We start from the raw sequence: 26,055 nt of genomic DNA, 5'->3' as shown, positions 1-26,055 counted from the left end.
ATCTCCTAAATTATGAAATCAAATAGATCAATAAAATTCTTAGTAGTACTACTGCTTTTAGGTTTTTTACCTAGTTTATTAAATGCACAAATAAGGGTTGGTGATCCGGGAGTAACTTTCGATACAGATCTTATCAATCAGAATAAAGCTCAGTATCCACAAATAGAAAAATGGATCACAGCTGGAGTTCGAGGTGGAATTCCTTTGAAAGAAAATTTAGTTGTTCAAAGAACAATAGAAGAAGGAGCAAGTATAGATGAAATTAATACAGCTATTCGTGATGTTAGTAGAATGGGAAACAAAAGAAATACCATTTTAATTAAAAAAGGGACTTACATCGTGAATAAAAAAATTGAGATGAAAAGTAATGTAAGTCTGATTGGAGAGAGTAGAAGCGAAACCATTTTTGAAATGCATGAAAACTTCGATAATAAAGCTTTCAACTTCGAAAGAAATACAAGATTTGCTGGGTTGTATAATATGACCATTAGAGGAAGTAGTAAATGGGGAGATTCAAGTGGTTTTCCAAAATTTACTTGGAATACAAGTAATTCTGCTAACGATGAACTCAATGGAAGTGATAATATTCTTGTGTTTTTTAAAGAAAGTTCAGATTGTTGGTTAGATGATGTAAACTTAATTAATGCAGGTCGAGATCCAATGCGATGTAATGCAAGGCACAATACTTTTAGAGGATTAATTGTCGATGGCGCATTTAGTAAATCTGGTGGAGCACAAGGTTATTTCTTTATTCAAAAAGGATACAATTTAATTACAGATTGTCAAATGACTCATTTACGTCATTTTTCATTACAAGGTGGTGGAGTAGAATATAATGTGGTTTATGATAATGAAATCAAACAAGAAATTAGTTTTCATGTTGGTGATGATGGAAATAATTTGATCGAAAAAAATAAAGTTATTTTACCAAAAGATATGTCAGGATCAAGATCTTCAGCATCTCGAAGTCCAGATTATTTTTCAATAATGGGACCATGGTCTATTCAACATCAAAATTCAGCACGAGACAATTTCCTTTTAAATAATTCAACTTTAGAGTTACAACATAACGGCGCATCTCCTTTCTCACAAGTAAATAAAGTCTATCACGGACCGTTACAAGCAAAGCCTGCAGATCATTCTACAAACTTTAAAATTGACGAATCTAAATATCCAACTCCAACAGGTAATACATTATATCCAGTCATTGTTTCACCTCCAACAGTTGTATCTACGAGAGATTTAGAACCATATTTTATGATTTTAAAAGACAATCAGCAATTTAATATTGGTGATCATATAGTGGTTACAGTCGATGCTTCTGCGAAAGTAGATGAAGTAAGTTTATTTTATGATGGAACATTAATAAGTTCACAAAATTCAACACCATATAGTTGGAACAAAAACAGTGACTTTCTTGGTGATTTGCAAGAAGGAATTCATGAATTAAAAGCTGTTATTAAAGGTTTAGATGGTGATACGAAATCAATTTCAATAAATATAAGAGTCGGGTCAACCTCAACTTTGAGTACAGATGACTTTATCAATTTAGATAAAAATAAAGTTACTGTTTTTCCTAATCCGTTTATAGATCAAATCAATTTAAAAAATGTAGAGCAAGGTGAAAATGTAAGTATTTATACAATGGACGGAAAACTTCTTCAAAAAGAAGAAATAAATGCTTCAGGAAATTTAGAGCTCAATAGTAAACTAAAGGCAGGTATATATCTTATCGTTTACAAACAAAACATATATAAACTTATTAAAAAATAATTTCTGTTATTATGAACAAAATCGTTTATACACTCTTATTTTTTTTAATTTTTAATCATAATTTTTACGCTACAAACTATTACGTTTCTCACAATGGGAATGATAATAATCATGGTACCATTGATTCTCCCTTTAAAACTATCCAAAAGGCTGCTGATATAATGTCTTCAGGAGATATATGTTACATACGCGAAGGAATCTACAGAGAAGAAGTAATCGTTTCAACAAACAATTTAACTTTTAAAAATTATCAAGATGAGAAAGTTATTATTTCTGGAGCAGATCTTATAACCAATTGGTTACCTAGCGACATAGGTTCTAATATTTTTGAAGCAAGTTTTACTGGTGCAGAAACACAATTTAGTATGTTGTTTGTAAACAATAAAAGGCAAAAAATGGCTAGATGGCCCAATAACGAAACCGATGAAATGATGATGCCTGAAGATGTAAAAACAGGTTATGAAGATTGCCAAGTTTTTAATACTAGAAGTGGGAAAAATGGACGTAGAGTAAAGTTTCCTAATTTATCGGGGTTTCCTGTTGATCATTTTAAAGGAGGAATATTTAGAGGTATTGTAGGGAAAAAATGGATTAATCCTATGGGAATAATTGAATCTTCTAACGATACTGAATTAACTGTAACTGCAATTTCTGATGATTGGGGAACCAATTCTTCAAAAATGTTTACTGATAATGGTAAGGGTTTTGGATTTATTTTTCATTTAAACGCATTGGATCAGCCAGGAGAATGGTTTGAAGAAAACGGTAAAATTTATTTCATGCCTCCAGTTGGTAAAGATCCTAATGATATGGTAATATCAGCAAAAAATAGAAAATTAGCTTTTGTTTTAAATAATAGAACAAATATAAAAGTTGATGGAATAAATATTCATGCAGCTTCAATAGCAATGAAAAACACTAATAATTGTGAAATTACTAACGGATCTGTACAATATTTATGGCCTTTCTTTACAAGAAAAGGATATGCAGTATCAAAAACAGAACAAGGAGGGATTTTTATAGATGGAAATGAGAACCTTTTTAAAAATATGTACATAGCTCATAGCTGGGGACATGGTATTTTTATTGATGGTGGTAGAAAAAATAAAATAGAAAATTGTTTTATTGATAACATCGGATGGATAGCCCAATTTACATCATCAATACAAAATTTTGGAGATGGTACTATAGTTACAAAAAGTACTTTAGGATCATCGGGTAGATTTCACATAAGAACTAATAACAAAATAGATATTACATACAATGATTTATATGATTGTATGAAAATGGGACAAGATGCTGGTTCTATTCAAAGCACGAATGGTGGTAATTGGGGTGTCCCTTTAGACTTAAAAGGAGCTGAAATTGCTTACAATAGAATACATGATTGTAATACTTTAACTGATGGGAATAAAGAATTTGTACTAGCTCTTTATCTTGAAGGATGTTTTAATTATACAGTACACCATAATCTGATATATAATTTTAAAACAGATGTAGTTCCTGACGGTACTTTTGTTTATTTAGGGCCTAGAATGACAACTATTAAAGATTGTTATTATTATAATAATACTGTTTGGAATGTAGATTGGGGATTAAGAGTTTGGAATAGAGAGAATAGAGGAGATGTAGAAAATATTCTCTTTTGGAACAATATTATAGATGGAAAAGCAAACGATGGAGAAACTAGTGATAATGATCGAAATGTAAACTCATTGTTAGCAAAATTATCATTTAAAACCAATATAAGAAACATAACAGGAAATGGAAATGCATTATTTGTTGATGCTAATCAAGGTGATTTTAGACTTCAAACCAATTCCGTAGCTATAGATGGAGGAACAGAGGTTTCTGGAATTACAGATGGATTTAACGGGAACGCACCAGATGTAGGAGCAATTGAATATGGTTCTAGTTTTCCAGATGTAGGTTCAAATATAGATCCAGAAGACATTTCTTTTGAGTTAATATCAGATTCATCAACATTATCTACTAATTCTTCAGATCTTAAAAAAGAATCTATTGTTGTATATCCTAATCCATCAAACAGCTTAATTAAAATTACAAACCTTTCAAATAATTATATAGAAAAAATCTCTTGGAAATTAACTAATTTAAATGGAAGAGAACTTTTTACAGGTAAAGCATTAACAATAGATATATCATCATTACCTGTAGGGGTGTATTTTTTAACGGTAAATAAAACGAAGACTTTTAAGGTAATTAAAAATTAAAATTTATAATAGTGAATTTATCCTATTTAAAAGGTAATGTTATTTCTAAAAATAATTTCCTAATTATTAAAACCGAAAAATCAATCAAATATCTAATAATCTTTTTAGTTGTTGTAACCAATAGTAACTTCATAAATGCGCAACTAAATATTGGAGATCCAGGTGTAACTTTCGATAATTCGAAAAACGATCCTGCTTATCCATTTATGCAAGAATGGCAAAAATCTGGAGTTGAAGGCGGAGTTCCGTTTAGTAGTTCATTACCAGTAAAACTTGAAGTAAATCCAACAGATTCTGATGGATTACAATCTGCAATCGACAACTTAAATACAAATGGGGAATTAAGTGTGATTTTACTGAAAAACGGAACATACGATATTGATAAAACCATTCAGCTAAAATCGAATATAATTTTACGAGGTGAAAGTAGAGATAATGTAAAGTTAGACGTTACAATTCGTTATCAAAGAAGAAGATTTGAACATGAAGGAGCTTTTGTATTAGACGAAGTCGAGCATGTGGGAATTGAAAATTTAACGATGGAATATATTCCTGAAAGACCAATTACAATTTATGATGATAGAAATGTAGATAGAAACAGATGGTGCGGAAATCGTTGTTTTGGTAACGATCCTGATGGACTACGAAATATGTACGTTAGTTTTATTATGATCGAGAAGAAAAGTAAAAATTGTTGGGTTGATAGTTGTACACTTAAAAATTCAGGAAGTAATCCAATTAACGTAAACGGAAGAAATAATACTTTTCGTAATAATTTTGTTGATGCGGCCTACAATAAAGGCGGCGGAGGTGCTGCTTATTATGCAATTAATGGAGATTACAATCTTATTGTTAATGAGAGAGTAAGAAGAATTCGTCATTTCGCTATTCAAGTTGGCGCTAAATATAATGTTGTTTACGGTTGTGATTTTGAAGTTGATATCAACTTTCATAATGGAGACGACGGGTTTAACTTAATTGAAAATAATAAAGTAAAAAGTGAACAATGGAGATCTTGGGGAGCTTTTGCAAGTGGAGGAAGTCAATTCGGACACAAACCACCAGGTGAAAACAATATCATTTTTAATAACGAAGTTAGTGGGAAAAACAATTCCTCAAGATTTAGTAGTGTAACGAAAGTATTTGTTTTCGATCAATATAGCAATCCGAGAGAATTATCATCTACACCACCAAGTGGCGGAACATTTTATCCTTTTGTACTTAACAGTAATACGCTAGGGACTGAAGATTTTGTAAAGAATAATGAAGTGAAAATGTTTCCAAATCCGTTTATTTCTGAACTTAATATTAAGAATGCACAACAAGATGGTTTAGTAGAAATCTTTTCTGTCGGAGGAAAATTATTAATAGATAAAAAAGTAACAGTAGGAGAAAGTATTCAGATAGGAAAAGAGTTACAAAGTGGATTCTACCTTTTACGCTACAATAATGAAATTTTTAAAATTATAAAAAAGTAAAATAAATCAAGATATCAACTGAAATCAAAGGGTAATATTTGACTTGTTTGAGATAATTATGAGCTTAAAAAGAGTGAGGTGAATCATTAGCTTTGTTTACTATCACTTAATTTATTTAAATATGACAATTGAAAAAATAGAAACTTTTATACTTAAAGATAAATTGTCAAGTAGTTTTTATTTCTCACAATGGGAATATTCTGAAAGATGTATATGTGTTGTTAAAGTCACAGCTTCTAATGGTCAATATGGATGGGGAGAAGGTTACGGACCAGCACCTATTTTAAAAGCAGGAGTAGATTTTTTAAAGAATCAGATCATTGGAAAAAATCCGTTAGAAAATGAAGTGATATGGAATCACCTTTACCGTAAAACTTTAGATTATGCAAGGCGTGGAGTTTTGGTAGCTTCTATAAGTGCTATCGATATTGCGCTTTGGGATTTAAAAGGAAAAATATTGAATTTGCCTGTTTCAACGTTGTTAGGTGGTGTATTTAGAGATAAGATAAAACCATACGCAACAGGTTTATATTTTATGGATCCTGATAATCCAACAAAACATTTTAAAGAAGAAGCAGAATCTTATGTAAAACAAGGTTTTAAGGCAATTAAAATGAAAGTTGGTTTAGGTATTGAAGAGGATTATAAAAACATTAAAAAAGTAAGAGAAATTATTGGAGACGATATACAGTTAATGGTAGATTCTAATCATGCGTATAGTCTTAGAGAAGCAACAATTTTAGCAAATAAAATAGAACCTTTTAATATTGGTTGGTTTGAAGAACCTATTTCTCCTGAGTTCTACAAGCAATACAAAGAACTTAGAGATAAAACTTCAATACCAATTTCTGGCGGAGAATGTGAATATTTACGTTTTGGTTTTCATCAGTTATTCCAAAATAATTCTGTAGATATTGTACAACCAGATATTTGTGCAGCAGGTGGATTAACAGAAGCGAAGCGAATTGCAGCTTTGGCAAGTACATACGGAGTAGATGTTGTGCCTCATACTTGGGGAACAGCTATTGGAATTCATGTTGCTTTACATTTTATTGCTAATTTAGAGCTCATTCCTGGACGTATGAAAACTCCAGATTTCTTAATTGAATACGATCAAACAGAAAACGGATTAAGAGAACGTTTAACATACCCGAAAATTGAAATGGTTGATGGTATGATAGAAGTTCCGAAAAGACCTGGTTTAGGAATAGAAGTAGATGAAGATGTTTTAATGGAATATGCACTTTCTGACGCTGAAATAAATGTCCTTTAATATTGATAAAAATGAAGATTAAAAATTACGGATATAAAAAAATGTACATTAATGGCGAACTAGTTGATGCCATTAGTGGAGAACGTAGTAATGTTATTTGTCCTGCTACAGGTGAAGTTATCGCAGAAATAGCAAAGGCAGGAAAAGAAGATGCAGAAAAAGTCTTATTAGCAGCAGAGAAAGGTTTCAGATATTGGTCAGCTTTATCTTTAGGAGAAAGAACTGCCTGGATGCAAAAATTAAGAACTGCTATTCTTGAAAAACAAGAAGAATTACGCACGGCCATGGTTTACGAAATGGGTAAAACTTATGGAGGTGGAGCAGAAGATATTGACAGATTAGTTGAAGCTTTAGAATGGTATCCTGCAGCTATGCAAAACATGCGTGAAGAACAAATTCCAGATTATGAAAATACGCATACACACAAGATGATTTCAAAACCAGCTGGAGTTGTAGTAGCATATTTGGCTTGGAATTTTCCTATTCTAAATATTGGGTATAAAATCGGACCTGTTTTAGCTTCTGGTTGTTCTTTAATTATCAAACCATCAGAAATTTCACCTTTGTCAGCATACTTAATTGGTGAAATTCTAAATGATATTAATTTCCCTCCTGGAGTTGTAAATATTATTGAAGGACCAAGTGAAATTGTTGCAAAAACAATGACTTCGAGTAAAATTCCTGCTGTAATTACAATGATAGGTTCTACAGAAACTGCAAAGAAAATTATAGCTGAGAGTACAACTTCTATCAAAAGATTCGGATTAGAATTAGGTGGTAATGCTCCGTTTATAGTTTTCGATGATGCTGATTTTGATAAAGCTTTAGACTTGGCAGTTGCTTTACGTTTTGGAAATAGTGGTCAGGTTTGTGTAGCAGCAAACAGGATTTTTGTGCATAAATCAATTTATGATAAGTTCGTAAAAGCTTATGCTAAGAAAGCTTCTGAGCTAAAAGTTGGTTTAGGGACAAAAGAAAATCCAGATGTATTTATGGGACCTTTAGCAAGTCGTAAAGGTAGAGACAGAATGTTAACTTTAATTAACGATGCAGTAGATAAAGGCGCTACTTTAGAATTTGGAGGAGAAATTCCAACAGATTTACCTGAAGGCGGAAATTGGTTAGAGCCAACTGTTTTATCTGGAGTTTCTACAGATATGAAAGTATTTAAAGAAGAGATTTTCGGACCAGTAGCTGGAATCATGAGTTTTGAAACTGATGAAGAAGTTTTGGCTTTAGCAAATGATACTGAATACGGATTAGCATCATATATTTTTACTAATAATCATCAAAGAATAGCACGATTTACAGAAGAACTTGATTTTGGAGAAATTCAAATTAACGGTGTAAAATATGCTATTTATTTACCACATGGTGGATTTAAAGAAAGCGGAATTGGTCACGATTGTTCACATTTAGCTTTAGAAGATTATTTAGTAAAAAAGCGTGTTTCTACAGCAATATTTTAAACGATATATAAGAACTCAATCAACTTTGAGTAAGTAAATTTGGTAACGTTAAACCCCGCTTAATTTTCATTAAACGGGGTTTATTAATTACAATCGTATTTGATCTTTACTTTGCTAGATTTCCTTTCCAACCTTTGTTAAATTGTGCTAATAATGTATTTGTCAATTCTGGTTTTTTGTTAGCGATGTTTACAGTTTCATTTGGATCTGTTTTATGATCATATAACTCTATAAAAACAGGTTCAGCATTCGTATCTTTATAATCTTTCCAAACGATTAATCGATAATCTTCGGTACGCATTGCATATCCCATTAAATAGTTTTCAAATAAATTTCTGTCCCATTTATCTTTCTGTTGCTTTTTAATTTTAGTTTCAACTTCTTCAATTAAAGGTCCGAAATACGTTTCTCGCATTCCTTTAGAAAGCGGATTTGCCGCCCATTCTCTGAGTGCTGGTGAAGGAAACTGTGAAAAAGCAGCATCTTTCCATTTTTTATTCGGATTGTCTAATAATGGTTTAAAACTTTGCCCTTCTAAATGTTTCGGTAATGGTAATTCAGCTAAATCTGCAAGAGTAGGATACATGTCTACCAATTCTACTAAAGCTTCAGATGTTGTTCCTTTAATTTCTTTAGTCATATTTGGAGTAGCAATAATTAACGGAACTCGAGTAGAGATTTCATAATTAGTCGCTTTTCCCCAAATTCCCATTTCACCTAAATGCCAACCATGGTCGCTCCATAAAATAATGATTGTATTTTCTCGTAAACTTTGTTTATCAATAGCATTAATTAGTTTTCCTATTTGTGCATCGATATAACTGATAGAAGCTAAATATGCATGTTTTAATTTCTTAGCTAAATCTTCTGAAATTGGTCCTTTTTTAGGAATTCCAAATCTAGCTCTTAATTCAAATGAAGGATGTAATCCCATAGCAGCACCATCAATAGGAGCATTGTTTTGATCGGTTAATTTAATTTTTGAAGGATCGTACATATCCCAATACTTTTTTGGAGCTAACCAATCTAAGTGTGGTTTTTTCATTCCCATTCCTAGGAAAAAAGGTTTATCTGGATTTTTCTCTTGCAAATCTTTTAAAGTAGCAATGGCTAATTCTGCGTTATAACCATCTTCATAGAATGTATCTGGTACATCTGCATTTTCGTAAGCCGGACCTTTTCCTAAACCGTTACGAGGTGCATTTTTTCCGTATTTGGCAATAACATTAGCTCTATTCTTTTTGAATAAAACTTGATTTTCTAGTAAAGCATAACCACCAGGAGTACTTTCTTTTTTAATACTCATTTTGTCATAAGCAGGTTTTCTACTCCAAGAAAGATCTAAATCAGCAAAAGAAGGCTTGTGAAATATTTTCCCTGTATGAACAGTTTCGTAACCATTGTTTTTAAAGTGTTGAGGTAAGGTTACAATATCAGGATTTGCATCTCTAAAGTAAGTGAAATTTTCAATAACATTAATACTTTCTGGTCTTGCTCCAGTCATTAAACTAGCTCGAGACGGACTACAAATTGCTTCTTGACAATAAGCTTTGTTAAATTTTAATCCTGATGATGCTAGTTTATCTATGTTTGGAGTAATTGCGATATCAGAATCGTAACATCCTAATTCCGGACGTAAATCATCTACAGCAATAAAAACAATATTTGGTTTTGTTTTTTCTTCCGGAGTAGTTGGTTTTTCTTTTGTTTTACAACTGAAAATGCAAAGGAGAAAAAGAAAAAATAGTTGAGGATTTTTTAAGTTGTACTTCATTAGTATAAAAATGATAAAAGTGTTTTATATAAACTAAGATTGTTTAATTTTCTTAAATAAATAATACCGAGAGGTTAACTCGGTATTATCTATTCAGGAATACTATAATTCAAATAATCTACAATAATTCGTATTGTTTAATAGCCATCATTCTGAATTAATGATGCTGTTTTATTAATTTCTGATTGTGGTATTGGTAAATAATATTGTCTGTCGAACCAAGGTCTAGTTACTACAGTTATTTCTTCATTTGTAAAACTACCATCAGTTTCTTTATACCACTTTAATCCTTTAACATCAAAACCTAAATGAGCTGTGTTCATCCATCTTCTCTCATCAAAGAAATTATGTCCTTCGAAAGATAATTCAATTCTTCGCTCTCTTTTAATTGCCTCTAAAAGATCTGTTCCTGTAGCTGTAATTGCAGGTTGTAAGGCTCTAGTTGCAATTTTATTTACATATTCTTGAGCAATTCCTTCTTCACCTAATTCATAATTAGCTTCAGCATAATTTAAGTAAATTTCAGATAAACGATATAAGATAAAAGGACGACCAGGTGAAGTTTCTGTTGTTCCAACAGATTCATCTTGAAATTTTCTGATATTGTATCCGGTTTTTGATGAGTGTAAAACATTACCTAAACCAAAAGGAGAATCTAAACCATGAGGAAATATATTAGTATCTCTAGATTCGAAATATTCTACATTTCTATTTCTAAACTCAGCTCCATTAAAATTAAGATCTGCATAATATCTCATTTCTCTATTATCGTTAGGATTTGCAGGATCGTATAAAGCACTAGAAGTAGAAGAACCATCATTCATGTTATACAATAAAGCAAAGTTGTGAGAAGGAGAACTTAAAGCCCAACCACCATAACCACTTGGTGCTTGTGTTTGGTTCCATAAAGAGTTTACATCGGTTCCAAAATCAAATAATGTAGCACCAAAAGGTCTTGCAAAAATAATATCTCTATTTGGCGATAAAAATAAATCTCTATATCCTTCAGCATCTGCAACTGGAATTAAATCTCTAGCACCAACCTCGTCAATTACTTCTTTTGCAGCATCTGCAGCAGCTTGCCATTTATTAGGAGCAGTATAATCATATAAAGGTCCGTTTGGTAATGTACTTGGATCGTGTAAAGTACTCGCTGCATATAATAATGTTCTAGATTTTACAGCTAAAGCAGCCAAACGAGTAGCTCTACCAAATTCGTTGTCAGGACGAGTTAATGGTAAAACATCAGCAGCCTCATCTAAAGTAGTTACAATGAAATTAACACATTCTTCGTAACTATTTCTAGGAATATTGAAATCTTCATTTAAACTTAAAGCTCTAGTAATTAAAGGAACGCCTCCGTAATATTTTATGAGTTTGCTGTAGGTGTTAGCTAATAAAAATTTCATTTCAGCTTTAAGCATGTTAACTCTTTGCGGATCAATTTGCATAGCTTCACTATCGTCTACTTTATCTAAGAAAACTAAAATATCACGAATGTAACTATAGTATTTTCTCCATTGATCTCTAAAAACCCCAACGTTATTAGGATTCCAACCTGCGCGTAATCTATATTGATCTAAATTTCTGAAGTTAAATTTAGCTTCAAAAGAAGCACCTTCGATATTAAATCTTCTCGACCACCAAATAAATTTATTTAATCCCCAACTTTCTGTACTGTTGTATGATGTGAAAACCAATCGTTCTAATTGATCGGGATCACTATAAATAAAATCTTCAGTAAATGTATTTCTTGATTCTATTTCTAACACTTCCTCACAACTTGAGGTTAGAAAAAGTAACATTAATGCGAAAACAATTTTGATATTTTTCATTTCGTTTTGTTAAAAATTAAAGTTAACACCTAGCGTATAACTCTTCAAAGTTGAATAAGTTGAGCCTCTAAAATTATTGTATCCATTTGCTTCTGGATCTAAACCTAAATCTGCAATTTCTGAAAACATAGTAAATAAGTTAAAACCTCTCATGAAAAGTCTTATGTCTCCTATTTTTGCGATTTTCTTATCAATAGTATAAGCAACTTCTACTTCTTTTAAACGTAAGAAAGAACCATCGTGTAACCATAAATCAGCACCGATAAAGTTATCTACATCACCACTTTGATTTCCACTAAATCTATCTTCTTGCTGAAAAGCTCTTGGGTATCTAGCATTTCTGTTGTCTGGAGTCCATCTGTCTTCGAAAACATGTGCAGGTTTAGATCCTGCTTGATCGAAGAAAACTAAAGTTTGCACATCTGCTTGTCCTTGGAAAAGGAAGTTAAAATCAAAATTATTGTATTTGAAACCACCATAAAAACCATATTGAACACGTGGAATACTCGAAGCATCTAAACGAATTCTATCTCCATCATCAATAACACCATCACCATTTGTGTCTACATATATTGGTTCACCTTCTACTGTTCCTGGCAGTTTTACTGCTGTTGCGTCAACTTGAGCTTGATCTCTAAAAATACCAGCCGTAGGTTGAACAATATAAGTATCGATTGATTTTCCTTCAGCTCTTAATGCATCTGGAACATTGCTTGGTTCGTCAATAAAAACCACTTCGTTTCTGTTTGTTGAAACATTACCGCCAAAGCTGTATTCAACATTACCAATTTTATCAGCCCAAGACAATTCTAATTCCCATCCAAAATTATTTACTTCACCAAAGTTTTCTGAAGGAAATTCTCCTGGTAATACTCCAACAAAGTCTGGTGTACTAGCATTTCTTGATCTAAGAATATCTGTTCTTTTTTCAAAATAATAGTTTACATCTCCAGATAATCTATTGTCAAATAAAGAGAATGTTAATCCTAAGTTTTGTTGTGTAGACTTTTCCCAAGTCACATTCGGATTAGGTTCGAACGTAGAAGAAAAACCATTAAAAATTTCACCATCAACACCAAAAACAAAAAAGTTAGGTTGCGGTGTATTTGGGTTTTGACTTCCGAAGTTAAAACGAGATAAGAATTGGAAAGGAGCAATACGGTCGTTACCTAATTGAGCCCAAGAAGCTCTAATTTTTAAAGCGTTTATCCAACTTGCTTTTTCAAGAAATTTCTCTTTATCCAATGCCCATGCAGCAGATAATCCTGGGAAAACTCCGAAACGTTTTCCTGGACCAAAATTACTAGAACCATCACGACGGATTGTAAAATCTAAGAAGTATTTTTTCATGTAATCGTAAGATAATGCACCGAAAATATCGAAACGAGCACCTTCACCAGATGAACCATTTGTTCTCGCATTTTCTTCACTTCCAGCAAATAATTCAGGAACATCTGAAGATGGGAAACCACCAATTCTTTCTCCAAAGAAATTACTTACTTCTGAATCTAATTTTTCTGTACCAACAATTACATTAAGAGAATGATCGTCTTTAATTTTGGTCGTATAGTTTAATGTAGCATTTAACAGAATTTGGTCAAACGTGTTTGATGTTTCACGTAAGATTCTATCTTCTCCTCTTGGAGAAAAACCTGTTTCAGGGATGTACTCATTTGTACCTTCTTGAAAAGTATAATATGTCCATGGCGTATACCAAGATTTTGTTTTAGTAAAAATCTTACGTACTCCCATGAAACTCTTAAACTTTAATCCTTTTGTAATTTTATCTAGATTATAATCAAAAGAGAAACGACCACGTAAGTTCGTAGTTTTAGTATTAATAAAACCAGATTCATTACTAGACATTATAAATGGATTTTGTCCATTTTCTCCACCACGTGCAGGTAATCCGTTAGGGTAAATTCCTACATCAGTTGGTAAGTTTGTGTAAATGTGTTTATAAATGTTTCCTAAATCTACTCCAGGTTGATTTCTGTCTCCAAAAATTCCAGCGATATCAACACCAATTTTAATATCGTCTGTCATTTTAATATCTAAATTAGAACGTACTTGATTTTGATCAAACTGTAAAGATCGAGCTCTAAATAATCCACCTTGTCTAATTGCATCTGCACTTACAAAGTACTTAACAGTTTCTGTTCCTCCAGAGATAGAAATAGAGTTTCTTGATTCAGGAGCAAAATCAGCAAAAGTAACATCTGCCCAATTTGTATCAGGAAATCTGATTGGGTCTGTACCAAATCTGTCTATTTGTTCATCGGTAAAAGGAATCGTAATATTTGGATCGATTAAACGTTGTCTTGCAGCAATTTCATTTTCATAAATTGCGTACTGTCTAGCATTCATAATTTGTGGCCTTTGTGTAAAAGACGACACTGTAAATGAACTTGAAACATTAATTGTTGGTGCTCCAAGTTTTCCTCTTTTCGTAGTAATTAAAATTACACCGTTTGCAGCTCTTGAACCGTAAATAGCTGCAGCTCCATCTTTTAAAACTGTTAAAGATTCGATATCTTCTGGGGATAAATTAGAGAACGTAGTTGATTGAATACCATCAATTAATATTAATGGAGAGTTATTATTTGAGGTAGATTTACCTCTAATTAAAATTGTTGTTGCATCGTTAGAAGTATCACCATCACCACCGTTTCCAGCTCCTGGAGTACCACCTCTGTCAATAATATTAAGTCCAGTTACTCTACCAGATAAAGATTTAGCAATGTCTTTACTTGAAGATCGTTGAATTACTTCGTTGTCGATCTTTCCTACAGCTCCAGTTAATTCACCTTTCTTTTTAGTTGTATATCCTAAAACAACAACCTCTTCTAATTTTGCATTATCTGGCGTAAGTACAACATTAATAACTTTTTTGCTACCAACTTCTATTTCTTGAGTTTTGTAACCTACATACGAAAAGATTAATACTGTATTTCCCCCCGATGCAGTAATTTTATAGTTACCGTCAAAGTCGGTTTCAACTCCTTTTGTAGTGCCTTTAATTACGACATTTACTCCAGGTAAAGGTCCGCTACTATCTGAAACTGTTCCAGATATTTGTTCTTGTAAACTTGTAGAGTTTTTGGCAAAAGCATTGTTATTACCAACAAAAATGATAATAATAAAAACACATAGCTTTTTGAAAATCTTATCTAAATCAAAAAAATTCAACCTAATAAAGTTTTTATGAACTTTAAGTGATGTTGTTTTTTTCATAAAATGAAAATTTATTTTTAATTATTTCTAATTGGATTTTTTAACTTTTTTATTGAAGAAGACAGAAAATGTAAGACTACTTTTTAATAATCTATGAATGTTGTAAGTCTATCTTAAATAAAAAGTTAACTTAATATTAAGTGGTTTTTTGTGATGTGAAAATTATACAAAATGCAGATGTTAAGAATTGTCAATATTATCTCTTACTACTCCATTTTTACCCTAGAATGCACAAAGCATAAAAAAGTTGGGTAAAATTTACATTTTTACTAATCTAAAAGAGTGAAATTGGATAATGTATAAAATAAGCTAGTCAACAAAGTTTTCTTAACGTTTAGATAGCTTCTCTGTAACTTTTAGGTGTGCTACCCATAATTTGTTTGAACTGTTTATTGAAGTTTGTAATAGAATTATATCCTACTAAATAAGAAACTTCAGACACAGATAAATTATTTTGAGCTAAATAACGAGAAGCATTACGAATACGAACTTCATTTAAGAATTGAGTGAATGACTTATTCGTAACTTTTTTGAAGAAACGACAAAAAGAATTAGTCGTCATACATGCAACCTGTGAGATGTCTTCTAATGAAATGTTTTTTGAATAATTATCAGAAATATATTTTAAAACAGTATCTATTCTAGTCGAATTTATAGAAGTATACTGTCGCATATCTGTAGACGAAAGTACTTCCTTAGAATTGGTTAATGATAATTGATTTAAGATGTTTAATAGTTTAATAGCCTGTTCTGTGTATGACAGTTTGTTTAATCCCATTAATTCATTGTGAAGTTTATCACTAACATGTTGACCAAAGCTAATTCCGTATTTAGATTCCTTAAGTATTTTGTCAATTTTTAAAAACTCTGGATTTTTAAAAGTATCAGTTCCAATAAAATCTTCAGTAAACTTTACAACAATTGTATTTACTTTTTTATTGTCAGGCTGGTCTTTATAATCTGCAGGTTCATTTAACCATAAATGAGGCAAATATGGTCCGACTAAAACTAAATCTCCAGGTTGAAATCTAGATACGCTATCGCCAACAAATCGGATACCATGACTTACTGAAATATAAATAAGTTCGTATTGACTATGATAATGCCAAGAAGAGTCTAAACAAGGTGTAGTGTTTTTAGAAACGCTTAATTTTTTATTCGTAATCTCCTCCGGGTGTTTTAATACTAACTTCATTATGTAATTCAATAAATACTTTAAGTGTTACTTAAATATGGTATTAATAAAATAAACCATAAATAATTTAAAAAATATCATCAAAATTAAGTATTATTAATCATTAAAACAATTTTCAGCTTTTTTTAACTTTTTCTGATGCAAAGAAAAATCTCTAGAAAAATATAAGATTGAATAGCGGAAAATCAATTTTATAATTCCTAGAGATTATCAATAAAAGCAATAATTTATATTGCTAACTTGTCTAATGTATAATAATTGTTTTTAGATTTTATAAGAAGTAAAATCGTTGTTGCTTTTGTAATTTTTGTAGAAGAAATATTCAATGAGAATGCATGTAAAGGATCTACATCAGCAATAGAAATATCTTCGGTTTTTCCAGTGTTTTTTACAATTCGTAAAATAGCTTTCCCTGCTTTAAAAACTCCATATTCACCGGTAACAGTCTTTGTTTTTTTATTTAAATTTAGTCTTTGGGTAATTATTCCAGATTGATTAACATCTAGTATCGGAGTAGATTTAATTTTCGCTGCTCCATGTATTTCTTTGTAGTTAAAACTTTCGTTTGGTTTTAAAGTATAAATAGGAGTTTTAACTTCTGTTTCTAAATATCCATCTTCTAAACCACTATGAAATATCACACTATTAGCACCATCTTCATAAGTGAGTTTCGGGTCATATGGTTCAAACATTTTTACAAATGCTGTATTGTTGGTTTTGTTTACATAACTAAGCCAAGATTTAGAAGAAATCATTTCAATACCACCCATTAAATAGTAATCATAATGTGTTTCGTAGATTCCAGGAGAAACTTCACCTGTCCAATTTGTTCCATGATTGAAATACTTCTTAACATGATCAGGATTGTTTTTATCTAACTTCATTCTATTTCTATTGATATATCTCCATCTTGATTCTGGAGTTACGCTAATATGAAATTGTTTTCCGTCAGGAAGCTTGAACTCTTTACTGAATGGAATATGCGCGACAAAATTTTCTCCGTCTTCGAGCTCAGGTTTACTTCTTGAAATATGTTGACTAGAGATTTTTAATCCTCTTTGAATAGTATTTGTTCCTTTGTTTGTTAGTGTATGATCTATAAAAACTAAACTACTATTATCTTCAATATGTAAAGAACGACTGTATTGAAATTGTTCTTCAATCTTGTCAGGTGTTGAAAAACTTTTTGATTTGTAATCAAATTTTGGAACTGGTAAATTTTGGATTCCTGAAGTAACTTTTATGGATGTAAAATCATCTTTTTTGATAATTTCAGCTTGATAAGGAGCATCACCAATACTTACCGGTGGCGGCCACCTCTTTACTTTTTTCCCGTTTTTATTTACTGCGCAATTTTTTACAGGAATAGGAACAAGTCTGTAACCACCAAAATTTCTCCAATCTTTCATTTTTACATGTTCATCATTAGAGAACGACTTTCCAAATAATTTCGGATTAATCCAAAGTGATGGAACATCACCTAAATTATATTCTAAAACTCTACCGGCTGCGTCAGGAACCACCGCAACACTTATAAATTTATTTTTCGCGACAAAAGTTTCATCCCATTTCCAATCGTTATAATTTTTAATATTTCTAACAGAAGCTTTTTCTGACGAAGTTTGTCCAAATGAAAAATTAACTATGATAATTAATTGTATAAGTAAAATGGATTTTATTTTTCTAGACATGCTTAGTTAATTTTAAAAGTTTGATTAAAATGAGGCATCTTGTTTTTCTTCCATTGTGTAGCTGTTCGCTCGTTATGAAACCATAATGGTTTCTTATTTGTAGTACTCCATGCTTCAGCTTCTTTAACTAAGTTTTGTAGTATTTTAGGATGTTTACTACTCAAGTCATTTTGTTCTCCAGGATCATTATTAATATTATATAAAGTCCAATTTTTATTATGTGTTCTTAAAGCTTTCCATTGGTTCTTACGAACTCCTACATCTGTATGATTTTCAAATTCAATTCGATGTCGTAATGCATAAATATTTTCATTTTCATAAGCGTTTTTTCCATTTAAGAAATCATTCCAAATATTTTTACCATCAAGAATTTTATTAGTTGGTAATTCCGCTTTAGCTAGGAAAGTGAAAGTAGGATATAAGTCAAGAGCAGAAATTGGATGTTCAAATTTTTGTCCAGAAGGAACAACATTAGGCCAGTGAAAAAACATTGGAACTCTATAACCACCTTCATTTGTACTTCCTTTACCTTCTTTTAAAGGAAAGTTAGTCGCTCCTTTACTAAGTTTACCACCATTGTCACTAAAGAAAACGATTAAAGTATTATCTAACTGTTTGTTCTTTCTAAGTGCTTCTACAATATTAGTAACACCACGATCTACAGCGTGAACCATACCTGCATAAGTTCTCCTTTTTTTGTCTTTAATATGTGTATAAAGTGCTAAATCTTCTTCTTTAGCTTCCAACGGAGTATGCGGAGCATTATAAGAAACATAAAGAAAAAACGGATCTTCTTTTTTATGAGCTCTATTAATAAAATTGATAGCTTCTCTAGAAAGTGCATCAGTAATATATTCGTTTTCATCTACTTCTTTTCCATTGAATTGAAGCGGAGTAATATAATCTCTAATTTGAGTGTTTCCGTTAGCTTTTTGTTTTTCGTATTCAGCTTTAAATTGCTCAGGGAAATAGTTATGTCCGCCACCTAAGAAGCCATAGAAATCATCAAAACCTCTACTATTTGGATGATATTTTTGAACAGTTCCTAAATGCCATTTTCCAACAGCACCAGTGTAATAACCTGATTTTTGTAATGTTTTACTAATAAATTCTTCTTGTGTAGTTACACCTAAACCAGCATTTTCATGAGCTCTAGGAAGATTAAATTGTCCGCCTATTTTATGCGCATATCTTCCAGTCATAATACTAGTTCTACTCGGACCACAAAACGGATGAGCAACATAAGCAGAAGTAAAGATTGTTCCATTGGCTGCAAGTTTATCTAAAGCAGGTGTTTTTATGTCTTTTGCACCATTAAAGCCTACATCGGCATAACCCAAATCATCACACAAAACCACCAAAATATTAGGTCTGTTTTTAGTTGGTTTTTCTGAAATTGAAAGTTGTTCTGTATTTTCTTTTGCTTTCTTTTTATTCTTAGTACAACTCGCTACACATAGCAGTACTGCGATCATTGTAGTTTTTAATATTCGTGTATTCGTAAATGATTTTATCATCAGCATCATATTCAGTTTGTTTGACCGTCTAAATAATGAAATAATATGTTCAAAGAATAAGTAGTTATTATCTTATAATTACTTTTTTTTAACCGTATTTGAATAGAATTTCACTGATCAAAGATAAATTAGAAGAAATTGACTTGTTTGTTTTGTAATACATTTGTGTTTGTAAAACGAAATATTAGGTGAAGTTAATTCAGTACATTTTTTTATCAATAGTTTGCTCTTGTATTATTCTTTCATGTAAAGAAAAGAATACATATAAGAGTGTTGCTTCGGTAGCAAAAGAATATCCATATGATAAAATCACAGACGATTTATTCCTAGGAGATAAAAAATGTAAAGAATGTCATCAAGAAGAATTTAAAGAATGGAAAGGTTCTCATCATGATAAAGCAATGCAAATTGCAGATAGTCTAACTGTTTTAGGGAATTTTAACGATACTACTTTTGTAAGTCAAGGTGTAAAATCAAGGTTTTACAAACAAGGAAAGGACTTTTATGTAAACACAGAAGGACCAGATGGAAATTATCATGATTATAAAATAGAATATACGTTTGGCATTTTTCCTTTACAACAGTATATCGTGAAATTCCCGAACGGACGTTTTCAATGTTTACGAACTGCTTGGGATTGTAAAGAAGAAAAATGGTTCGATTTGTATCCAGATTTTAAAGTTGTGCATTCAGAATGGTTGCATTGGTCGAGAGGCGGATTAAATTGGAATACAATGTGTGCCGATTGTCACTCTACAAATGTTAGAAAAAACTATTCGCATAAGACAGATAGTTACAATACACAATATTCTTTAATTAATGTGAGTTGTGAGGCTTGTCACGGACCAGGAAAACAACATGTAAATGATGTAGTTGATTTAGGTGAAAATTATAAAACAACAGGCACTTTTTTTATGACTTCTGAAACTTCTCCGAAAGAATTAGTTGATCAATGTGCACGTTGTCATATGAGAAGAGAACAATTCTCAGAAGCTTACGATTACAAAGGAACAATGTTAGATCATTATTTCCCTCAATTAATAGAAGAAGGTCGTTATCATGCAGATGGACAAATTTTAGATGAAGTGTATGTTTATGGTTCGTTTGTTCAAAGTAAAATGTATCAGAATAACATTACGTGTACGAACTGTCATAATGCGCATTCGTTAGAATTGAAATTCGAAGGAAATAAATTATGCGCACAGTGTCACGAACCTCAAAAATATAATACTACAGAACATCATGCACATCCAGAAAATTCAGAAGGGGCTAAATGTGTGAATTGTCATATGCCAGGGAAATATTATATGGGAAATGATTTTAGAAGAGATCATAGTTTAAGAGTTCCAAGGCCAGATTTAAGTTTAAAATATAATACACCAAATGCCTGTACTAATTGTCATAATGATAAAGACAACCAGTGGGCGTGGAACTCATTTAAAAAATTGTATGGAGAAGTAGATTCTATCCATTTTTCTGAAAAACTTATTCCAGGAATTAAAGGAATTCCAAACGGACATACAGAATTATTATCATTAATAAAAGATGATAAATATCCAGAAATTGTAAGAGCTTCAGCAGCCAAAGCATTATCAAATTATAATACAACTGTTTTTGTAAAAGAATATATCAATTTATTAAACGACGATTCTCCTTTAGTAAGAGCGGTAAGTGTAGATGCGTTGAGTGAAATTAACAATCAAAATTATATTTCTTATTTCTTTTCGTTATTAAAAGATCCGAAGAGAAGTGTTCGGATTAAAGCTTTTTACGGATTGAGTAGTTTTCCAAAAAGTCAAATTCCTGAAGCATATAAAACAGATTATGATAAGGTTGAAAAAGAGTTTTGGAAACATATAAATATAAATTCTGATTTTGTAGGCGGAAGAGTTAAAAAAGCAAATTATTACCTTAAAAAAGGAGAACTTCAAAAAGGAATTCAAGGTTATGTTGATGCGCTTAAAATTGATGAATTGAATAACAGTTTACGCTTAACTTTAGCAAATTTATATTATCAAAATAGAGATTTTACCAAAGCTGAAGGTTTATTCAAAAAGGTGATTGCTTTAGAACCAGATTTCGGACCAGTGTATTATTCGTTAGCGTTATTATTGGCTGAGCAAAATAGAACTGATGAAGCAATTCTAGCGCTAAAAAATGCACAAGTTAAAATGCCTGGAAATATACGTATTTACTATAATTTAAGTTTGTTGTACGATAAAAAAGGAGATAAAGTAAATGCTGAAAAAATACTTTATGAAGGTTTGAAAATTGATAAGAATAATGAAAGTTTATTGTATGCATTAGCATATCAATTTTATACAAAAGAAAAGTATAAAAAGGCTAAAACCATAATTGAAAAATTGATAAAAGCACATCCTGAAAATCCACAATACATGAGATTTTTAGATGAACTTAAAACGAAACTGTAAGAATTATTTTAAAACTGAAAATTTAAAAGTAGTTTCATTCGTGTAAACCTCATCAGGTTGTAATAGTGTAGAGGGGAAATCAGGATTATTAGGCGCATCTGGATAATGTTGAGTTTCAAAACAAATTGCTGGAAAATCACTGTAAATAGCATTTTCTTTAAAAGTTAATCCGTCAAATCTTCTTGGAGTGTACACCACAATCGCAGGTTGATTAGTGAAAACTTCCATGTAAATTCCAGATGTTTCAGAACTTATTTCTGCGTTACGATGATTTTTGTTTAAAATAAAAGTATCATCTAAACCTTGAAGATTAGTGCTTCCAATTTTAGATTTTTCGGTAAAATCATAGCAAGTTTCTTTAACAGGGTTTTTTCTTCCTGAAGGAATTAATTGATCATCAACATCTAAATAGAAATCACTGTCAATAAATAATTCGTGATCTAAAATAGATTGTTTTCCATTCAAATTAAAATAAGCGTGATTGGTAAGATTTACATGTGTAGTTTGATCTGTAGTTGCAGTATAAATAATCTTAAGTTCATTATTTTCTGTAAGAGTATAAGTAACTGTAACATTCAAATTACCTGGATAACCTTCTTCTAAATGTTTACTTAAATACGATAATGTTATCGAAGAATTTTCGCTGTTTGTAATGTTTTCTACTTTCCAAATTTTCTTATCAAAACCAATTTTTCCACCATGTAAATGCACTCCATCTATAGTGTGAATTGGATATTTTTCAGTTCCAAAATGAAGTTTAGATTTAGAAATTCGACCAGCATATCTGCCAACAGTTGTACCTAAATAAAGATAGTTTTGTAAATAATGTTCAGCACTATAATCATCACTAGAACTAAGTCCGACTACTACATTAACAAGCTTATTGTTTTTATCAGGAACTTTTAGACTTAGAATTGTTGCACCTAGCGTACTAATCTCTAATTCAAGATTATTTTTGTTCTTTAAAATATAAGTATTCATAATTAGTTGGTCGATGCTCTTTTTACTAATTCTGTTTCAATAACTAAGTTCTTAACGGTTCGGTTTTTATTCTCGATACGTTTCATTAAAGTTTTGAACGCTAATTTCCCCATTTCTTCGGGTTTCTGATTAATTGTAGTTAGCGAAGGTAATGTGTATTTAGGAATAGAACCATCAGTAAAACCAATAACTGAAATATCATTTGGAACATGTAATCCTTTTTTCTGAATAATGTTAATAGCACAAATCGCGGAAAGTTGATCAGCAGTAATTAAAGCATCAATTTTATGTTGTTGTAAAGCTATTGTTAACTTACTTTCAAACTCGTTATAATCTGTAATGTTTATCAAATTAGGAGTTGCAAAAAGTTCGTCTTTTAACGCTTTACAATATCCTTGGGTTCTTAATTCACCAACACTAGTAGTAGTAATTGTAGACAAGAAAGCGATGTGTTTATGATTTCTTTGAATTAAATATTTTACAGCATCGTAGGTAGCTTCAAAGTCATTAACAGTTACTTTATCACAGTTAATTTCTTCAGAAACACGATCGAACATTACCAAAGGAAAATTACGACGCGTTAAGTTTTTAAAATGGGTAAAGTTGTTTTTATTTTGAGTCTCTTCCGCAAGAGAAATAAGAATACCATCTACACTTCCATTGAGTAAAAATGAAACAGAATCAGCTTCTTTATTAAGTACGTCATTCGATAAACAAATAATAAGTTTATAATTGAATTGATTAGCTTCTCGTTCAATGGCGTGAATAATTTTAGCAAAAAAATCATCTAATACATTAGGAACAATAACACCGATTCTTTTCGTAACATTAGATTTTAAACTTCGAGCCACATCATTGGGAATGTAGTTTAAGTTCGAAGCTAATTCTTTTACTTTTTTTGTAGTTTCTTCACTAATCTCATAGCTGTTGTTTAAAGCTTTAGAAACTGTTGAAGTAGAAACGTTTAAAAGTTTCGCGATGTCTTTTAAAGTGACGTTACTTTTCATTACAATTTATACAAGACTATAATGTTTAAGATCTAATTTTTTTAAAGTGTCAGCGGCTTGTTCAGCAGTAATATCTCGTTGTGCATTGGCAAACATTTCGTAACCAACCATAAATTTTTTCACTTCTGCTGATCTTAATAATGGCGGATAAAAAGACATATGAAAATGCCATTCTGGATGTTTTTTATCTGTCGGGCTTTGATGTATTCCTGAAGAATAAGGAAACGAAGTTTTAAACAGATTATCGTATTTCGTTGTTAACTGTTTTATGATTTCTGCAAAAGCTGTTTTTTCTTCTTCATTTAATTGTCCGATATGTTGAAATTGTTTGATTGGAGCAATTATAACTTCGTACGGCCATGTAGCCCAGTATGGAACCAAAGCAATAAAATGTTCGTTTTTTAAAATAACACGTTCATCTAATGCTAGTTCTTGTTGAATATAGTCTGCAAGTAAACTGCTGCTATTTTCGTTCCAATACTTAAGTTGATGAAATTGCTTTTTCAAAACAACTTCTGGAATAGAAAACTGAGCCCAAATTTGACCATGTGGATGAGGATTACTACATCCCATAATTGCGCCTTTATTTTCAAAAATTTGAACATGATTGATATTCGGTTTTTTTCCCAATTCACCATATTCTTTTTGCCATAAAGTAATTACATCTGTAATTGCTGAAACAGACATTAATGGTAATGTTAAAGAATGATCTGAAGAAAAACAAATTACTTTACAAATTCCTTCTTCACTTTCCGCTTTTAGTAATCCGTTAGTGTAAGTTTCGTGCTCTTGATTTTCAACTAAAGCTGCATAATCATTTACAAAACTATATGTGCTTTCGTAATTAGGATTTATACTTCCATTTGCTCTTGTATTTCCTGGACATAAATAACAATTAGGATCATACGAAACCTTTTCTATAACTACAGGTTTGTCTTTTTTTCCTTGCCATGGTCGTTTTGTTCTATGCGGAGAAACTAAAATCCATTCTCCAGTTAATATGTTATATCGTCTGTGTGACTTTGCATTAAATTCCATAATTAAATTTTTGAAACCCCGTTGCCAATAGCAACAGTAATTGGAGTAAGATTAATATTGAATTTCTCTTGGTAAGCTGGTGAAATAATATTGATGAATTCTTCACAATAATCTTTATGGATAATGTTTATGGTACAACCACCAAAACCTCCGCCCATCATTCTAGCACCAACTACATAATCTAAATTGTGAGTAAAATCAACCAGAAAATCTAGCTCCTCACAACTTACTTCAAATAAATTTGTAAGACCTCGATGCGATTTGTATACCCATTCTCCAAAACCAATAATGTCTTTGTTTTTTAAACATTCAACAGCATAAAGTGTTCGCCTGTTTTCTTTAGTGATATACAAAGCACGATTAAAAATTTTAAGAGGAAGAATATTTTCAAATTCTTGAATAATTTCCGGACTTACTTGTGCTAACAATGTGTATTGCGGATATTTTTTATTGATAGCTTCTAAAGCGGTGCTACATTCATCACGTCGAATATTATATTCGCTTGTAGCCAAATTATGAGAAACATTCGTGTTCAGTAAGATAATTCGATAATCACCAAAATCAGCAGGAATTAGTTCATGTTCAAGTGTTTCGCAATTCAATAAAAGTAAATGATCTTCAGCTCCTTTTACTACAGCGAATTGATCCATAATTCCGCATTTAGTTCCCACGAATGTGTGTTCAGCATCTTTAGAAATATTAATAATTTCAAGATCAGTAAGTCCGATATCAAACAATTCATTTAATCCTTTAGCAACGCCACATTCTAAAGCAGCAGAAGAACTTACACCAGAACCTAAAGGAAGATTACTGTAAATATTACAATCAAACCCTTTTATAGAATTTGGTTTTAAAACATTAATATGAAAAATTACACCAATAATATAATTATGCCATTCAATTTCACTTCTTTTCAAATCATTCAAATTAATTTCAAAATGATTTTTAAAATTTTCAGAATAAACCTTACAAGTTTCACTATTATTTCTGCGGAAACGAAGCGTTATTTTTTTATCAATTGATGCTGGTAAAACATGACCTCCACTGTAATCAACATGTTCTCCAATAAGGTTAATTCTTCCTGGAGATTCTATAACAACATCATATTTTAAATTCGGATTCAT

At 31.2% G+C, this 26,055-nt stretch carries 16 protein-coding genes; 6 read left to right on the top strand and 10 right to left on the bottom strand.

The window, feature by feature from the left end; all coding sequences use genetic code 11:
* Positions 1-12: 12 nt before the first annotated feature.
* The 5 genes from Q1A15_RS19370 to Q1A15_RS19350 all read left to right on the top strand — a co-directional run bounded on the left by Q1A15_RS19370 (position 13) and on the right by Q1A15_RS19350 (position 8,227).
* A complete protein-coding gene (locus tag Q1A15_RS19370) occupies positions 13-1,773 on the top strand; it encodes an Ig-like domain-containing protein (protein WP_299627829.1) in 1,761 nt (586 codons plus the stop codon).
* An 11-nt stretch (positions 1,774-1,784) separates the two neighbouring features.
* Positions 1,785-4,007: a T9SS type A sorting domain-containing protein gene (locus Q1A15_RS19365; protein WP_299627827.1), complete on the top strand. Its 2,223-nt coding sequence runs from the start codon at positions 1,785-1,787 to the stop codon at positions 4,005-4,007.
* Between the two features lie 11 nt (positions 4,008-4,018).
* Positions 4,019-5,485, top strand: a complete 1,467-nt coding sequence (locus Q1A15_RS19360) for a T9SS type A sorting domain-containing protein (protein ID WP_299627825.1) — start codon at positions 4,019-4,021, stop codon at positions 5,483-5,485.
* A gap of 121 nt (positions 5,486-5,606) precedes the next feature.
* Positions 5,607-6,758 carry a mandelate racemase/muconate lactonizing enzyme family protein gene (locus Q1A15_RS19355; RefSeq protein ID WP_299627823.1) on the top strand — a complete coding sequence of 384 codons (1,152 nt, stop codon included), beginning with the start codon at positions 5,607-5,609 and terminating at the stop codon, positions 6,756-6,758.
* An 11-nt stretch (positions 6,759-6,769) separates the two neighbouring features.
* A complete protein-coding gene (locus Q1A15_RS19350; protein WP_299627821.1) occupies positions 6,770-8,227 on the top strand; it encodes an NAD-dependent succinate-semialdehyde dehydrogenase in 1,458 nt (485 codons plus the stop codon).
* Between the two features lie 106 nt (positions 8,228-8,333).
* Here the strand turns inward: Q1A15_RS19350 and Q1A15_RS19345 are convergent, their stop codons facing one another.
* From Q1A15_RS19345 to Q1A15_RS19320, 6 genes are all read right to left on the bottom strand, one after another.
* Complete coding sequence (locus tag Q1A15_RS19345) at positions 8,334-10,001, bottom strand: sulfatase (RefSeq protein ID WP_299627819.1); 1,668 nt, start codon at positions 9,999-10,001, stop codon at positions 8,334-8,336.
* Positions 10,002-10,138: 137 nt separating this feature from the next.
* On the bottom strand, positions 10,139-11,836 hold the full coding sequence (locus Q1A15_RS19340) for a RagB/SusD family nutrient uptake outer membrane protein (RefSeq protein ID WP_299627817.1): 1,698 nt from the start codon (positions 11,834-11,836) through the stop codon (positions 10,139-10,141).
* A 9-nt stretch (positions 11,837-11,845) separates the two neighbouring features.
* Complete coding sequence (locus Q1A15_RS19335) at positions 11,846-15,070, bottom strand: TonB-dependent receptor (protein WP_299627815.1); 3,225 nt, start codon at positions 15,068-15,070, stop codon at positions 11,846-11,848.
* Positions 15,071-15,404: 334 nt separating this feature from the next.
* Complete coding sequence (locus Q1A15_RS19330; RefSeq protein WP_299627813.1) at positions 15,405-16,265, bottom strand: AraC family transcriptional regulator; 861 nt, start codon at positions 16,263-16,265, stop codon at positions 15,405-15,407.
* 227 nt (positions 16,266-16,492) lie between these two features.
* A complete protein-coding gene (locus Q1A15_RS19325) occupies positions 16,493-17,956 on the bottom strand; it encodes a hypothetical protein (RefSeq protein ID WP_299627811.1) in 1,464 nt (487 codons plus the stop codon).
* Positions 17,957-17,958: 2 nt separating this feature from the next.
* Positions 17,959-19,473: a sulfatase-like hydrolase/transferase gene (locus Q1A15_RS19320; protein WP_299627809.1), complete on the bottom strand. Its 1,515-nt coding sequence runs from the start codon at positions 19,471-19,473 to the stop codon at positions 17,959-17,961.
* 188 nt (positions 19,474-19,661) lie between these two features.
* Here Q1A15_RS19320 and Q1A15_RS19315 point away from each other — a divergent pair, with 188 nt between their 5' ends.
* Positions 19,662-21,905 carry a tetratricopeptide repeat protein gene (locus tag Q1A15_RS19315; RefSeq protein ID WP_299627807.1) on the top strand — a complete coding sequence of 748 codons (2,244 nt, stop codon included), beginning with the start codon at positions 19,662-19,664 and terminating at the stop codon, positions 21,903-21,905.
* 3 nt (positions 21,906-21,908) lie between these two features.
* On the opposite strand, the gene Q1A15_RS19310 is transcribed toward Q1A15_RS19315, so the two are convergent.
* The 4 genes from Q1A15_RS19310 to galK are packed head-to-tail and all read right to left on the bottom strand — an operon-like array spanning position 21,909 to position 26,055.
* Positions 21,909-22,886, bottom strand: a complete 978-nt coding sequence (locus tag Q1A15_RS19310; protein WP_299627805.1) for an aldose epimerase family protein — start codon at positions 22,884-22,886, stop codon at positions 21,909-21,911.
* Positions 22,887-22,888: 2 nt separating this feature from the next.
* Positions 22,889-23,893 carry a LacI family DNA-binding transcriptional regulator gene (locus Q1A15_RS19305; protein WP_299627803.1) on the bottom strand — a complete coding sequence of 335 codons (1,005 nt, stop codon included), beginning with the start codon at positions 23,891-23,893 and terminating at the stop codon, positions 22,889-22,891.
* A gap of 6 nt (positions 23,894-23,899) precedes the next feature.
* A complete protein-coding gene (locus Q1A15_RS19300) occupies positions 23,900-24,931 on the bottom strand; it encodes a UDP-glucose--hexose-1-phosphate uridylyltransferase (protein ID WP_299627801.1) in 1,032 nt (343 codons plus the stop codon).
* Between the two features lie 2 nt (positions 24,932-24,933).
* Positions 24,934-26,055 (bottom strand): galactokinase, encoded by a 1,122-nt coding sequence (gene galK, locus Q1A15_RS19295; protein ID WP_299627799.1) that lies wholly within the window; start codon positions 26,053-26,055, stop codon positions 24,934-24,936.

Source organism: uncultured Tenacibaculum sp., assembly GCF_947495995.1.
Classification (GTDB): domain Bacteria; phylum Bacteroidota; class Bacteroidia; order Flavobacteriales; family Flavobacteriaceae; genus Polaribacter.
Note: the sequence above shows the minus strand (reverse complement) of the source record. Positions and strands in the feature narration are given on the sequence as shown.

Excerpts from the sequence above, each read along its gene's own strand:
- Q1A15_RS19300 (WP_299627801.1), bottom strand. The coding sequence starts at position 24,931 with ATGGAATTTAATGCAAAGTCACACAGACGATATAACATATTAACTGGA.
- Q1A15_RS19340 (WP_299627817.1), bottom strand. The coding sequence starts at position 11,836 with ATGAAAAATATCAAAATTGTTTTCGCATTAATGTTACTTTTTCTAACC.
- Q1A15_RS19320 (WP_299627809.1), bottom strand. The coding sequence starts at position 19,473 with ATGATAAAATCATTTACGAATACACGAATATTAAAAACTACAATGATC.
- Q1A15_RS19310 (WP_299627805.1), bottom strand. The coding sequence starts at position 22,886 with ATGAATACTTATATTTTAAAGAACAAAAATAATCTTGAATTAGAGATT.
- Q1A15_RS19325 (WP_299627811.1), bottom strand. The coding sequence starts at position 17,956 with ATGTCTAGAAAAATAAAATCCATTTTACTTATACAATTAATTATCATA.
- Q1A15_RS19355 (WP_299627823.1), top strand. The coding sequence starts at position 5,607 with ATGACAATTGAAAAAATAGAAACTTTTATACTTAAAGATAAATTGTCA.
- Q1A15_RS19365 (WP_299627827.1), top strand. The coding sequence starts at position 1,785 with ATGAACAAAATCGTTTATACACTCTTATTTTTTTTAATTTTTAATCAT.
- Q1A15_RS19330 (WP_299627813.1), bottom strand. The coding sequence starts at position 16,265 with ATGAAGTTAGTATTAAAACACCCGGAGGAGATTACGAATAAAAAATTA.
- Q1A15_RS19370 (WP_299627829.1), top strand. The coding sequence starts at position 13 with ATGAAATCAAATAGATCAATAAAATTCTTAGTAGTACTACTGCTTTTA.
- galK (WP_299627799.1), bottom strand. The coding sequence starts at position 26,055 with ATGAATCCGAATTTAAAATATGATGTTGTTATAGAATCTCCAGGAAGA.
- Q1A15_RS19335 (WP_299627815.1), bottom strand. The coding sequence starts at position 15,070 with ATGAAAAAAACAACATCACTTAAAGTTCATAAAAACTTTATTAGGTTG.
- Q1A15_RS19305 (WP_299627803.1), bottom strand. The coding sequence starts at position 23,893 with ATGAAAAGTAACGTCACTTTAAAAGACATCGCGAAACTTTTAAACGTT.
- Q1A15_RS19345 (WP_299627819.1), bottom strand. The coding sequence starts at position 10,001 with ATGAAGTACAACTTAAAAAATCCTCAACTATTTTTTCTTTTTCTCCTT.
- Q1A15_RS19350 (WP_299627821.1), top strand. The coding sequence starts at position 6,770 with ATGAAGATTAAAAATTACGGATATAAAAAAATGTACATTAATGGCGAA.